Raw genomic sequence first — 12,550 nt, forward strand, 5'->3', positions numbered from 1 at the left:
AGAGGTCGGCGCTGACGCGCCGTTTGCTCCCGTCCCTTCGCCGGCATGACCCGGATCAGGTTCAAAGGGTCCGGCCGAAGCCGTCTCAGCCCGTCGCCGGGCGCCCCTCGGATGATGAGGAAACTGTGGGGGCGGGGCAGGGCGGTGTCAACCGCGCGCCATGGATCTTCACCGATGCTAGTCTGGCGCGCGAACGCCATATTCGCGTGCGAGCGAAGTCTGATCGGGGGACGCCGTGACTGCAACATTGACCCGTCGTGGGTTTTTCCTCGGTCTGGCGGCCGGCACAGGTCTCGCTGTCGTCGACGCCCATGCGCGTCGCGCCGAACGGCCGGTCTCGATGGCGGCCGCAGGCGTCAAGTCCGACGGCAGCGATCAGCAGGCGGCGATCCAGAAGCTTTTGAGCGCGGGCACGCCCCTCGACGGCGGCGGCGCCACCTATTGCGTTTCGAACACGTTGCGGCTCTTCGACGATGGGCTGCTCCAGAACGCGACCATCAAATACATCGGTCCCGACATCGCCAAGATGGCTGAGTACGGGGTCATCACGGCGATGAACGTGACCGGGCCGACGATCCGCGACGTTCGCGTCGACCGCAACGGCGCGCGGACCAGCGGCGTGGCGCTTACGAGCGCAGCAATCGCCGTCATCGGCTGCACGAAGCCGGTCGTCGCCCGCTGCGACGTCACGGGCGACGGCAAGGGTTCCGGCGTCCTCTGGCGCGCGAATGTCGGCGGACGGCTGTCGAACGTGACCATTCACGACATGACGTGGGAGGACGACGCCGCGCGCGACGACGTGCTTGTCGGCCTCGCGCTCGACGGCGCCAACACCGACAACCTCATTTCCAGAGTCGTGGTGAAGAACCTGCTGGGATATCGGGCGTCCGGCTTTCCGCGCGGCGAGACGCGGTTCCAGACGAAGGCGCTCTGGACCCGCGGGATCTCGCATTGGACCGGACCCGGCTCGTCGGGGAATGTCTTCTCGGACTGTCAGGTCTCCAATGTCGATCAAGCCTTCGATGCGCCTGGGCGGGGACTGCGGTTCGAAAGATGTTCGGCGACGGACTGCTACACGTGGGGCTTCAAGCAGGCTCACAACGGCTTCGGCACCAGGTTCACCGATTGCGTGGCGACGCGCTGCGGCTATGCGGGCTTCGTGTTTTCCCAGACGCAGGCCGCGGGCGAAATGACCGTCAAAGTGCTGCGCATCGTCAATTGCCGCTCGATCGATAGCGGAACCTCCAATTGCACCGGATCGCCCACGACGACGAGCACGCCGGTCGGCGTGCCGGCTCTCTGGGCGGATCCCAAAGCAAGTGGTTTTCTCTTCACGGGAGCGAGCGGGCTTTCTCCGGAAGACGTGGAGATTCTCGGAGGGGCCGCGACGGATCGCTATGGCCGCATGGTTTTCGGCGTGAACAACGCGACTGCGTCCCGGACGATCTCCGTCGACAGGGCGTTCCTCTCACAAGGCTCCGCGAGCGCGCCGACGGCGAATGTCGGGCGCCTGAACTAGTTCGGACCGTCATCGACCGGGCGGGCACGCTTTGGCGATCTTCGCGCGGACCTCGGCGACGCCCTTCGTGGAGAACGTCGTCTCGCGACGCGCGCCGGCCGCGTCCGCGAGCATGACGCGAAGCTCCCCGTCGTCCGAAAGCGCAGCGAGGAACGCTTCGACGCCCTCGCTCAGAAACGCCGCCTTGCCGTTGGTCGAAACATCCCAACGTCGGGTCTCGGACGAATGATCGTCGACGCGGGTCGTGATCTCGATCTGGCCGCGCGACAATCCCCAGCCCCCGGAGCCGCCGACCAGAAATTCGACGCGGCCGCCGAGGCAGCGCGCGACGAGATGGCTCGGGTCGTTCGGATCGGCGGACGGCGAAGGCGCCGGGGCGAGCGCGGTGACGATCCCCCCCTCGCCGGTCGAGGAGGGCTCGTAGGTGTAGGTCCAGACGCCGGACTGGCCCGTTTCGCCCCAAGCCGGGACGACGGCCGCCGAGATGGCGATGGCGAGAGCGACTCTTCGCATGCTGACCGTTTCTTCCTGCTGCGGATCCTTTGCCGGGATCCTTCGACGGAGGTCATCTTGCGCGCTCGGCGGGCGAGGCCATAGACCTCGTCATCAAGTTCAAGGACCGCACGATGACCGCCCCCGCCGAGGGAACGCCGGACGACGAGGCCGACCGGGAGCGCCGGGCCGCCGGGCCCTTCGACGCGGCCGCGCGCGCCGCCGTCTACCGCGCGATCGAGAGCCGGCGAGACGTCCGCAACGAGTTCCTGCCCGATCCGGTCTCCGACGAAATTCTGGCGCGGCTGCTCAAGGCGGCCCATTGCGCACCGTCGGTCGGGCTGTCGCAGCCCTGGAGCTTCATTCTCGTGCGTTCGGCGGAGAAGCGGGCCGAAGTCGCCGGCATCGTCGCGCGGCGGAACGAGGAGGCGGCGAACATGTTCGACGGCGAGCGCGCCGCGCAGTATCGGCGGCTGAAACTCGAGGGAATCGAGGCGGCGCCGCTCAACATCTGCGTGGTGGCGGACCGATCGCGCGGCGGACCCGTCGTGCTCGGACGCACCCACCAGGACGACGTCGACCTCTACAGCACGGTTTGCGCCGTCCAGAATTTCTGGCTCGCGGCGCGCGCCGAGGGGATCGGCGTCGGCTGGGTGTCGATCTTCGAGCCCGACGACCTGAAGCCGGCGTTCGGCCTGCCCGAGCATGTGTGCGTGGTGGCCTATCTGTGCGTCGGCCATGTCGAGCGACTGCATGTGCGCCCGGAGCTCGAGGCGCGACGCTGGGGCGAGCGGCTGCCGCTCGCCGACGTTGTCTTCGACGAGCGCTGGGGCGCGGGCGCGGAGATGTTCAATCGCTGATCGCAGCCGCTGCGCCATGCGGGCCGAACGGTGGAACCTGCTGATTTTAGAACGATTATCATCTTCGCCCGTGGCGTTGCCGGTGGCGGCTTGGATCGGTTAAGCCTGTCGCGGCCCCCGCCCGCGGAGCGCTTGCGATGACCCGACTGTTCGTCTCCGAAGCCGAAATCCGGACCGAAAACGCCGAAGCGCTCGCGGCCGAAATCACGGCCTATTGGGACGGCTACGAGGTCGAGCTCGAAACCCAGGGCTCCCGCACCACCGCCAAGCTCGGCGCGAGCCTGGGCGTGATGGAGGCGCATGGCGAGGTGCTCCGATTCCGGCTCGAATGCGCGGAGCTCGGCGTGCTCGAGATCATGCGCTCCTCGGTCACCGAAACGTTTCTGGCGCTCGGCAAGGACGAGGGCCTCAGCCTCGCCTGGCGCGGCGAGATGCCGACCGGGCGCCTGTTCGCCGATTTCCGCGAGGTGCGGCTCGTCGCCAATGTCGAGGTCGCGCCGCGCATCAGGCGCCTGACCTTCACGGGCGACGACGTCGCGCGCTTCGGCTCTGCGGCCGACATCCACGTGCGGATCTATTTTCCGCCCGACGGCCTCGCGACGCCGGAATGGCCGAGGCCGGGGCCGGACGGGCGCACGATCTGGCCGGAGGAGGCGAAACGCCCGGAGGTCCGCTACTACACGGTGCGGCGCTGGCGGCCGGAAGCCAACGAGATCGACGTCGACTTCGTGATGCATGAGGACGAGGGGCCGGGCTGCGCCTTCGCGTCCCGGGCGACGCCCGGCGCGATCGTGGGCATGGCGGGGCCGGTGGGCCGCGTCGCGCCGAAGGACGGCTGGACGCTTTACGCAGGCGACGAAACGGCGCTGCCGGCGATCGCCCGAATGCTGGAGGAGGCGCCGCGTGAGGCCGCAGGCGTCGTCTTCATCGAGGTGAACTCGCGCGCCGACGAGATTGCGCTCGATGCGCCTGCCGGCGTCGCCGTGCGCTGGCTGCACCGTCGCGGCGCGCCCGCGGGCGCGACCGATCTGCTGCATCGCGCCGTGATCGCCGCGCCGCTGCCGATGGACTCAGATCCTTTCGTGTGGGCGGCCTGCGAGGTCTCGGCCGCAAAGGCCATCCGCAAGCATCTGAAGGCGAAAGGGCTTGCGCGCGACCGCTTTCTCGTCGTCGGGTACTGGCAGCGGGAGGCGATGGACGCCGCCGCGGCCTGAGAGGTTTTGCGCGCGTGTTCGTCGACGAGATCGGAGCCCTTGTCCCCCACGGAGCGGTCGAGCGTGAGCCGACGGCCGACGGGCCGCTGTCCGGCCTGACCTTCGCGCTGAAGGATCTGTTCCATCTCGCGGGCGTCCCGACAAGCGCCGGCAATCCGGACTGGCTGAACACGCACGACGTTCCGTCCGAGACCGCCCCGGTCCCCGCCGCGCTGCTCGCCGCGGGCGCGCGGCTCGCGGGCAAGACCATCACCGACGAGATCGCCTGGAGCCTCAACGGCGAGAATTTTCACTACGGCACGCCCAAGAACCGCGCGGCGCCGGGGCGCATCCCTGGCGGTTCGTCTTCCGGCTCCGCCGCTGCGGTCGCCGCGGGGCTCGTCGATTTCGCGATCGGCACCGACACCGGCGGCTCGGTGCGGCTGCCCGCAAGCTATTGCGGGCTCATCGGCCTGAGGCCCACCCACGGCCGCATTCCGATCGACGGCGCGGTGGCGCTCGCGCCGAGCTACGACACGGTTGGTTGGTTCGCGCGCGACCTTGCGACCTTCGAGCGGGTGGGGGGCGTTCTGCTTGGCGCGCCCGAAAAGACCGTGGAGCCGGCGCGCCTGCTGGTCGCTGACGACATGTGGGCGCGCGCCCGACCCGAGACGCGAGAGGCGCTCGCGCCCGCGCTCGAGAAGCTGACGGGCCTCTTTGGCGGCGCCGACCATGTCGAGGTGTCAGGCGCGCGCGGCGCCGGCTGGCGCGACGTGTTCCGCATCATCCAGTCGGCCGAGGCCTGGTCGCTTCACGGGGACTGGGTCGAGCGCGTCCGCCCGACCTTCGGTCCCGGCGTGAAAGAGCGCTTCGAGGCCGCCTCAAGGCTCTCCGCCGACGAGATCGCAGGCGCCAAGGCCGGGCTCGAGACCATCCGCGCGGAGATGGAGGCGCTTCTGCCGCCGGGCGTGATTCTCGTGTCGCCGACCGTCCCCGGGATCGCTCCGCTGATCGGCACGCCCGAGCCTGAGCTCAACGTCTTCCGCGCCGCGGCGCTCGAGATGTTGTGCCCTGCGGGTCATGCCGGCCTGCCGCAGATCTCGCTGCCGCTGGGCGTCGTCGACGGCTGCCCGGTCGGCCTCTCCCTCGTCGCGGCGCGCGGCCAGGACGAGGCCCTGATCGCGCTGGCGGGACGGCTGCTGGGCTGAGGCTTCCGCCGAGACGTCCGTGGTGCCGCGTGCAGGGATCGAACCCGCGACCCCCTGATTACAAATCAGGTGCTCTACCAACTGAGCTAACGCGGCGCCGGCGGACGACCTTCGGGATCGGCGCATGGCGCTGTTCTTAGGGATAGCGACCGATCTTTGCAAAACGATTGCGCCGTCGTCCGGCGAAAAGAAAAAGGCCCCGCGGTTCGCCGCGGGGCCTTTTCCGTTCTCGGGCAGGCCTGAGCGGTCAGGCGTGCTCGTAGGTGGTGATGTCGCGGTCCTTGGTCTCCGGCACCAGGATGATGCCGATGATGAAGGTGAAGACCGCGAAGCAGATCGGGTACCAGAGGCCGGCGTAGATGTCGCCGGTCGAGGCCACGATCGCGAAGGAGGTCGCCGGCAAGAGGCCGCCGAACCAGCCGTTGCCGATGTGGTAGGGCAACGACATGGCGGTGTAGCGGATGCGGGTCGGGAAGAACTCGACCAGCGCCGCGGCGATCGGGCCGTACACGGCTGTCACGTACAGCACCATGATGGTCAGGATGCCGATGATCTTCAGCGCCTGCATGTTGCCGAGCGCGGCGAAGAACCCGTTGACCTTGACCTTCTCGGCGTCGTTGGCGGCCGGATAGCCGGCCGCGACGGCCGCTTCGCCGATCGTCTTGGCGAAGGTGGCGGCCTCGAACGGCACTTCCGTCCCGTTGACCGTGACCTTGGTGGGCGAGCCCGCCGGAGTCTCGACCTTGGTGTAGCGCAGCGCCTGCTGCGAGAGGGTGCGCCGCGCGACGTCGCAGGGCGCGGTGAACTTGCGGATGCCGACGGGGTCGAACAGCGTGCCGCAGGTGGCGGGATCGGCCGAGACCTCGATCTTCACGTTCTCGAGCGCCCGCTCATATTTCGGGTTGGCCACCGAGGTGAGCGCGCCGAACAGCGGGAAGTAGGTGACCGCCGCGATCAGGCAGCCGCCGAGGATGATCGGCTTGCGGCCGATCTTGTCCGACAGCGCGCCGAAGAACAGGAAGCCGCCGGTGCCGATGATGAGCGACCAGGCGATCAGCACGTTGGCGGTCAGAAGGTCGATCTTCAGAATGTTCTGGATGAAGAACAGCGCGTAGAACTGACCCGTGTACCAGACCACCGCCTGGCCGACCACCAGGCCGAACAGCGCGATGAGAACGAGGCGGGAGTTCTTCCACTGTCCGAAAGCTTCGGTGAGCGGAGCCTTCGAGCGCGTGCCTTCCTCCTTCATCTTCGTGAAGGCTGGCGACTCATGCATCTGCATGCGGATGTAGATCGAGATCGCAAGCAACAGGATCGAGGCCAGGAACGGGATGCGCCAGCCGCCCTGCAGGCCGAAGAACAGCTGGAAGTCCGTTTGGAACGCCTGCTCGCCCATCCACAGGCGCAGCGACACGATGACCGCGAGCGACAGCAACAGGCCGAGCGTGGCGGTGGTCTGGATCCAGGCGGTGTAGAAGCCGCGGCGGCCGACCGGGGCGTGCTCGGCCACATAGACCGCCGCGCCGCCGTATTCGCCGCCGAGCGCCAGGCCCTGGAGCATGCGCAGCACGATCAGGATCACCGGCGCGAGCCAGCCGATCTCGTTGTAGCTCGGCAGCAGGCCGACGAGAAAGGTTGAAGCGCCCATGATCACGATGGTGATCAGGAAGGTGTATTTGCGGCCCACGAGATCGCCGAGGCGGCCGAACACCAGCGCGCCGAACGGACGGACCAGGAAGCCCGCCGCAAACGCCAGCAGCGCGAAGATCGCCTGGGTGGACGGATCGAAGGCCGAGAAGAACTGCTTGCCGATGATCACGGCGAGCGTTCCGTAGAGATAGAAATCGTACCATTCAAAGATGGTGCCGAGGGAGGAGGCCAGGATGACCTTCTTCTCCTCGCGGGTCATTGGCCGCGTCCTTTCGGCCATGCTCGGAGCGGCTGTTGCGACTGACATGGGCGTCACCTCGGTTCTGGCGGTCGGCGCGCGTTCCCGTCGCGTCGCAGCCGTGCGCCGCCTTGTTTTCGGCGGCTTCGTTGAAACACTGGACCCGCGGCTCTTCCGGCCGTCGGTCCCACCCCCGACGAACCGCGAAGCCTTCGCCGCGATTCGCCCTGTAGCTGACGTCCTGGACGCCGGTCTTCAGCCTGACGACGGGACCGCCGCAACGCTTTCGGCGACCGCCGAAACGATCCCCGCGCTACTGGCGCGGAATGTCGCACCAACTAGATACAAGTTGTTGGAATGACTCGTCGACTGGAGGCTGAATGCGACGTTCGTCTATGCCGCTTGCGATCGTTCTCGCGCTGGCGTGCCATGCGCTGGGCGTCGGGCCCGTCGTCGCCGACGAGCGACGCCCGGGAACCTCGATCGCCGCGCCCTACGACCAGCGCCCTGGCGCGGTCACACGCCCGTCCGGACAGGCCGACCGCGACTGGCGTCGCGGGCGGCGCTCTCCCGAGATCGTGATGACGCCCCAGCGCTCCACCTACCCGCGGCAGCGCTTCGAGGCGCCGCGATATGACGCGCGGGGGCGGCGGCTGAACGTGCCGGGCCGTCCGGACACCTATGACGGCTTCGGCCGCGCGCGCGCCCTTCAGCGGCCAGGGCCCGCGATCGCGCCGAGCGGCCCGACCGTGCGGACCGACGCGGCCACCCGCATCAACCAGTACAAGCCGCGCTAGCCCGCCGGTTTCGTCCGCCGCGCGACGTGCAGCGCGATCGCCGCCGCGTTCGACACGTTGAGGCTCTTGATCGCGCCGGGCATGTCGAGCCGGGCGAGGACGTCGCAGGTCTCCCGCGTCAATTGGCGAAGGCCCTTGCCTTCGGCTCCGAGCACCAGCGCGAGGCCGCGGTCGCCGAGCTTGGCGTCGTCGAGCGGGGCGGGCCCATCCGAATCGAGCCCGATCCGCAGAAATCCCCGTTCGCCAAGATGTTGGAGCGCGCGGGCGAGATTCTGGACGAGCACCAGAGGGGCGTGTTCGAGGCCTCCGCTCGCCGATTTCGCTAGCACGCCGGTGGCTTCCGGGCTGTGGCGGGCGGTGGTGACGATGGCGTCCACCGCATAGGCGGCCGCGGTGCGCACGATCGCGCCGACATTGTGCGGGTCGGTGATCTGGTCGAGCACGAGCACGAGCCCGTCGCGCGGGATCGTCTCGAGCGTCGGGACTTTCAGCGCCTCGGCTTCGAGATAGAGGCCCTGATGGACGGCGTCGGGGGTGAGCAGGCGATCGATCTCGCCGGGGCGCACGATCTCCGGCGCGAGGCGCTCGGCGACGCCGGCCTCCGCGAGGCGGGCGAGAGCGTTCTCTGTCGTGAGAAGACGGATCGGCTTGCGCTTCGGGTTCCGCAGGGCCTCGACGACGCTGTGGAAGCCGTAGAGCACGACCGGGCCGTCGTGATCGCGCGGAAAGGCGCGCGGACCCCAGCTCTTCTGGCCGTCCTTGGCGTCGCGGCCCTGCGCGCCGGGGCGTGGCCGGCGGGGCGGTCGGGAGACGGACATTCTGGGCTCCCTTGGGGCGGAAGGTTCGAGACGGCGACGTTCGGGCCGCCAAGGCGCGGTTCTTCCACCACGACGGGCCGCTTGGCAACGCGTTCGCCCACAGCCGGGCGGCCGCCGCGCGGTTTTCCGGTTGACCGAGGGCGCGGCCTCCCCCTATAGCGAGCGCCGCGATCGCTTCTGTCCTTCGGGACCGCGGCGCTTGCGCGGCCCCCTACATATCGGGGCCGGCGTGGAGGGGTGCCCGAGTGGTTAAAGGGGACGGACTGTAAATCCGTTGGCTCAGCCTACGTTGGTTCGAATCCAACCCCCTCCACCATCCCGCATGAATGCGCTATGACGGGCGGCGCGCGGGTGTAGCTCAATGGTAGAGCAGCAGCCTTCCAAGCTGAATACCCGGGTTCGATTCCCGGTACCCGCTCCAGCCTTCCAGCCCTGAAAATTGAACGTTTTTCTGGCCTCTGGCCGCCTCATGCGGCGTGGGGGCTAGGGGAACGTAAGGCGGCCAAAAGGCCTCTTGTGGGGTGTTTCGGTGCAGAAAGTCCCCACGAAGTCCCCACGGAGGTTCGCTAGGCGTTCTCGCCGGCGTCCGAATCGGGAAGGGGGTTACGAAACAGCGAAGTAGCTCGAATCGGATTTTGCTACTTGGACGTTTCGAAAACCGGCGGCCGGGGATGTTACGTTCAGGTAGCAAAACTGAGATTTTGCTACTTCATTGTAACATGCGGGCTGCGCGGATAGGCTGCTCGCATGAGCCCTCCACCCGCTATCGACGCTATCTTCGCAGACAACAGGCTGCATCGATCCGCCGATCTGGCTGCAGCCGGGTTGTCGCGGATGGCGATCAAGCGCGCCGCCGACGCCGGTCGGATCATTCAATACGCCCGGGGCGTCTACGTAAGCGCCGAAGGCCTTGCGACCACTGGCATCAGCCTGGCCGCGACCTCCCTGCTCTTGCAGGGCGTCGTCTGCCTCGGATCCGCGGCGCAGTTCCATGGCCTGTCCGACGAGGATCCGCCAGAGATCTGGTATGCGGTCGATCGCGGAAGAAACGGCAATATGGCGGCGCCCAGCATCCGTCAGCCCCATCGCCTCGTGTGGTGGCCGGCCGAACTCTTGGAGGTCGGTGTGAACACCGTCCAGATCGCCGGCGTCGACGTTCGCTTCACGTCGCCGGCGCGGACCGTCGTCGACCTCATCCGCTATCGAGGGAAGCTTGGCGAGGAGACCGCCGCCAAGGCGCTGGCGGACTATGTGCGCAGCGGCGCGGATCTGAACGAGATCTGGGACATTGCGGAAGCGATCGGGGTGAAGGACGCGTTGACGCCATTCTTGAGGGTGGCCGAGGAACTGGCGCCCTCGATCGCGGCCCTCCGGTAGTCCCTCGATCTCAACGAAAAAGGGCCGCCGGCGCCACCACCGACGACCCAGTCCTGGGGAGGAAACGCCCAAGGGCGCTCCTGGTCACCTGGATTCGCGCGCCGGCAGGTCAAGCCGCCTGCGGATCATCCGCTCCCCGGACGGCGTCAGCGTCCATCCGGCGCCGCCGCGCGGGCCTGGAGCCTTCACTGCGAAACCATCACAGACGGCGACGCCCATCGCCTGCTCGACGTCCCAGGCCGCCGCTCCGGTCATGCGGTCGAAAGCGTTGCGCGACGCGACCATCTCGGCCTTGGAGCGCCGGACGCCCATGATGTCCCCCAACCAGTAGCGCAAGCTCCGCGCCTCGCGGCGGGCGGTCTCGGCACGGGTGACGGCGGCCTGCTTGGCTGCCTGCGAGCGCGTCAGGGGGCGATGGCGTTGGGTGAGCACCGGAGACCTCCTCTGAAAGGCTACCAGCGGGCCGGTCGCTAGGCCGGCTATCGCAGAGGGAACGGCCTGCGTCGCATCAAGGCCCTCATCCCTGCCAGCTTGCGGGAGCGCGATGCGCTGCGCGGCCCGCTCACCTACGTGTCTGCTCTCCACGCCGCCGCTGGAAGTTGGCTCGGGGTGAAAGTCTCGAACTTCCGACCTTCGGGCTCAGAACCCGCTGCGCTACCAATTGCGCCACCCCCGAAAAGGGCGCGCGCGGCCGGAGCGCGCCCCACAGTCCAGTTCGAACGGCCCGCCTGGTGCGCTTCTAGGAGAGGCGTGGCGGGCACTAAGGGCTCTGCCCCATTCCAGGCGGATATCTAGGCTGAAAATTGGATTCTGCCGGAAGCCCCGACCCGCCACAACGGTTATCTGCGGCCTGACTCAAGAAGAGGCATTGTCAACATTGCGCCCAAGAAGGCGTCATGTCCGATAACCCTGAGTTATCGGACATCATAAATCGGGCGTTCCAGCAGGCTCCGCAGGCCAAAACTATCGGTACAAGAGAAGCGAAAAGAAGGGTGCTTCTTTTCCAAAACAGCGGTCCGCCGACCCCCCGGCCGGGAACTTCGAATCGGTCGGCGAGATCGTACCGCAGCCCTATTGCGGCTTTCGAGGGCGCATGCATATCATGGCCTTGTCCCGCTCGGATGACCGAGGCGCGACGGCAGGAGGCCTAGAGAATGAACACCATCATCATCACGGACAAAGACCGACAGCTCCGCGCTGAGCTCGCTGAACGCGTGCTCGTCGCCGTGCTGGGCGAGGGTTACGACCCTATCCGCGGCGACTTCCATCCACTCGGCTGGACCCGCACGCTGGTGCAGTTCACCGGCGCGATCGACAACCCCGACGACGAAGACCCGGAGGCGACAGTCGAAATGCTGGCGCAGGTCGGCGGGATGGTTGCAGCCATAGATGCCGCCAAGCGTGCGTTCGAGGATCAGTGGGTAGAGGCTCGCCTCTCAGACGACGGCCTCACGCTCGATATCTCCGACGTCACAGGAGAGGAAGCGCTCGAGGAGGCCCAGGATCTCGCGGCGCGCTGGCTGTGCGTTTCGTCCGATAGGAGCGTCATTCCACCGTTCCCGTATCCGATTCCTCGGGTCGATCTCGACACAGAGATCGGCTGGTGACCGGCCGCCCCTGGGCCGTCGCCCTGGACATCGACGGAGACGTCGAGCTCGTCCGTGAGTTCTTCCCCACCGCAGCCGAGGCCGAGCTCTTCGGAAACGCCTGCTTCAGCCCCATGCCCTTCATCCTCGTGAGGATCGACCAGTGACCAAGCCCGACGCCGTCTCCCGCCGCCTCTTCGCCGCCGTTCTCGCGGCCCCGCTCGGCCGCAAGCCGGAAGCCAACGCCCTCCTCAATGACCTGCTCGCCCGCAATCGCCGGATCGGCGACGAGGTCGAGGCCGCGGATCCGATGACGGTGGACACCGACGCGGTCGCGGCTCAGGTGCTCGCCAACCGAAAGGCGGCGGCCGAGGCGATCGAAGCGCTCTCGGCGTGACGACACAGCACCACGACGGGTATGCTCACCCTCGCGCTGACCACGGCGCGGGGGATTCTTTATTGGCGCTGACCGAGCACGAAGTCCTCATGCACATCGTCTTTCCGGAAGGCGCTGGCGGCCGGCTCGCGCGCGTCTTCGGCGTCGACACGAGGACCGGCCAGCGCTGGAACAAGCAGGAAATGCCGATGCCGGCCGAGGTGAAGGCCTGGCTCGAGGATCAGCAAGAGAAGATCTTCACGATCGTGAACCCCTACCCGGACGCGGTCCTTCGGGCGCTCGTCCAGCGCATGCGCGACGCCGGCGTCCATGACGAGGCGATCGCAAGCTATCTCGCCGAGGCGCACGTCGAGGTCCTCGGACGAACGATCCGGTAACCAGCCAAGCAACTTCAGCTTGAAATCGCTACCGTCGA

At 67.7% G+C, this 12,550-nt stretch carries 15 protein-coding genes, 4 tRNA genes and 1 riboswitch; of the genes, 13 read left to right on the forward strand and 6 right to left on the reverse strand.

Translation table 11 applies throughout. The features are described 5' to 3' along the window. Positions 1-15 precede the first annotated feature (15 nt). Positions 16-118: riboswitch (TPP riboswitch) on the reverse strand. 117 nt (positions 119-235) lie between these two features. Continuing rightward, positions 236-1,519, forward strand: a complete 1,284-nt coding sequence (locus tag ACFOWB_RS08270) for a hypothetical protein (protein ID WP_378146704.1) — start codon at positions 236-238, stop codon at positions 1,517-1,519. Between the two features lie 9 nt (positions 1,520-1,528). Here the strand turns inward: ACFOWB_RS08270 and ACFOWB_RS08275 are convergent, their stop codons facing one another. After that, on the reverse strand, positions 1,529-2,032 hold the full coding sequence (locus tag ACFOWB_RS08275; RefSeq protein ID WP_261403775.1) for a hypothetical protein: 504 nt from the start codon (positions 2,030-2,032) through the stop codon (positions 1,529-1,531). 113 nt (positions 2,033-2,145) lie between these two features. Between ACFOWB_RS08275 and bluB the strand changes: the two genes are divergently transcribed. The 3 genes from bluB (at position 2,146) to ACFOWB_RS08290 (ending at position 5,272) form a co-directional block, all read left to right on the forward strand. Continuing rightward, entirely contained in the window at positions 2,146-2,871 is a 726-nt protein-coding gene (gene bluB / locus ACFOWB_RS08280) for a 5,6-dimethylbenzimidazole synthase (protein WP_261403774.1), read from the forward strand. Positions 2,872-3,008: 137 nt separating this feature from the next. Further along, on the forward strand, positions 3,009-4,085 hold the full coding sequence (locus ACFOWB_RS08285; RefSeq protein ID WP_261403773.1) for a siderophore-interacting protein: 1,077 nt from the start codon (positions 3,009-3,011) through the stop codon (positions 4,083-4,085). Between the two features lie 14 nt (positions 4,086-4,099). Continuing rightward, on the forward strand, positions 4,100-5,272 hold the full coding sequence (locus ACFOWB_RS08290) for an amidase (protein WP_261403772.1): 1,173 nt from the start codon (positions 4,100-4,102) through the stop codon (positions 5,270-5,272). A 20-nt stretch (positions 5,273-5,292) separates the two neighbouring features. Here ACFOWB_RS08290 and ACFOWB_RS08295 read toward each other — a convergent pair. Together ACFOWB_RS08295 and ACFOWB_RS08300 are read right to left on the reverse strand one after the other, a co-directional pair. Continuing rightward, positions 5,293-5,368 (reverse strand) — tRNA-Thr (locus ACFOWB_RS08295). 151 nt (positions 5,369-5,519) lie between these two features. Next, positions 5,520-7,229, reverse strand: coding sequence for an MFS transporter (locus ACFOWB_RS08300; protein WP_378146708.1), 1,710 nt, complete (start codon positions 7,227-7,229; stop codon positions 5,520-5,522). Here ACFOWB_RS08300 and ACFOWB_RS08305 point away from each other — a divergent pair. Beyond that, a complete protein-coding gene (locus tag ACFOWB_RS08305; protein ID WP_261405905.1) occupies positions 7,156-7,521 on the forward strand; it encodes a hypothetical protein in 366 nt (121 codons plus the stop codon). The genes ACFOWB_RS08300 and ACFOWB_RS08305 overlap by 74 nt on opposite strands. Positions 7,522-7,540: 19 nt before the next feature. Further along, a complete protein-coding gene (locus ACFOWB_RS08310) occupies positions 7,541-7,957 on the forward strand; it encodes a hypothetical protein (protein WP_261403771.1) in 417 nt (138 codons plus the stop codon). On the opposite strand, the gene ACFOWB_RS08315 is transcribed toward ACFOWB_RS08310, so the two are convergent. After that, positions 7,954-8,775 carry a TrmH family RNA methyltransferase gene (locus ACFOWB_RS08315; protein ID WP_378146710.1) on the reverse strand — a complete coding sequence of 274 codons (822 nt, stop codon included), beginning with the start codon at positions 8,773-8,775 and terminating at the stop codon, positions 7,954-7,956. The genes ACFOWB_RS08310 and ACFOWB_RS08315 overlap by 4 nt on opposite strands. Positions 8,776-9,006: 231 nt before the next feature. On the opposite strand from ACFOWB_RS08315, the gene ACFOWB_RS08320 reads away from it, so the two are divergent. From ACFOWB_RS08320 to ACFOWB_RS08330, 3 genes are all read left to right on the forward strand, one after another. Beyond that, a tRNA-Tyr gene (locus tag ACFOWB_RS08320) sits at positions 9,007-9,091 on the forward strand. 31 nt (positions 9,092-9,122) lie between these two features. After that, positions 9,123-9,196: transfer RNA gene (locus ACFOWB_RS08325), tRNA-Gly, on the forward strand. 326 nt (positions 9,197-9,522) lie between these two features. Continuing rightward, on the forward strand, positions 9,523-10,152 hold the full coding sequence (locus tag ACFOWB_RS08330; RefSeq protein ID WP_128778767.1) for a type IV toxin-antitoxin system AbiEi family antitoxin domain-containing protein: 630 nt from the start codon (positions 9,523-9,525) through the stop codon (positions 10,150-10,152). 84 nt (positions 10,153-10,236) lie between these two features. Here the strand turns inward: ACFOWB_RS08330 and ACFOWB_RS08335 are convergent, their stop codons facing one another. Then, positions 10,237-10,584 (reverse strand): hypothetical protein, encoded by a 348-nt coding sequence (locus tag ACFOWB_RS08335; protein WP_128778768.1) that lies wholly within the window; start codon positions 10,582-10,584, stop codon positions 10,237-10,239. A 168-nt stretch (positions 10,585-10,752) separates the two neighbouring features. Continuing rightward, positions 10,753-10,828: transfer RNA gene (locus ACFOWB_RS08340), tRNA-Gln, on the reverse strand. 478 nt (positions 10,829-11,306) lie between these two features. Between ACFOWB_RS08340 and ACFOWB_RS08345 the strand changes: the two genes are divergently transcribed. From ACFOWB_RS08345 to ACFOWB_RS08360, 4 genes are all read left to right on the forward strand, one after another. Then, positions 11,307-11,759, forward strand: coding sequence for a hypothetical protein (locus ACFOWB_RS08345; RefSeq protein ID WP_128778769.1), 453 nt, complete (start codon positions 11,307-11,309; stop codon positions 11,757-11,759). After that, a complete protein-coding gene (locus tag ACFOWB_RS08350) occupies positions 11,756-11,905 on the forward strand; it encodes a hypothetical protein (RefSeq protein ID WP_164919661.1) in 150 nt (49 codons plus the stop codon). Before ACFOWB_RS08345 ends, ACFOWB_RS08350 begins: the two co-directional genes overlap by 4 nt. Continuing rightward, a complete protein-coding gene (locus tag ACFOWB_RS08355; RefSeq protein ID WP_128778770.1) occupies positions 11,902-12,135 on the forward strand; it encodes a hypothetical protein in 234 nt (77 codons plus the stop codon). The genes ACFOWB_RS08350 and ACFOWB_RS08355 overlap by 4 nt, the downstream gene beginning before the upstream one ends. Positions 12,136-12,197: 62 nt before the next feature. Next, a complete protein-coding gene (locus ACFOWB_RS08360) occupies positions 12,198-12,512 on the forward strand; it encodes a hypothetical protein (protein ID WP_128778771.1) in 315 nt (104 codons plus the stop codon). Positions 12,513-12,550: the final 38 nt, after the last annotated feature.

Source organism: Chenggangzhangella methanolivorans, assembly GCF_042648545.1.
GTDB classification, from domain to species: Bacteria; Pseudomonadota; Alphaproteobacteria; order Rhizobiales; family Methylopilaceae; genus Methylopila; species Methylopila methanolivorans.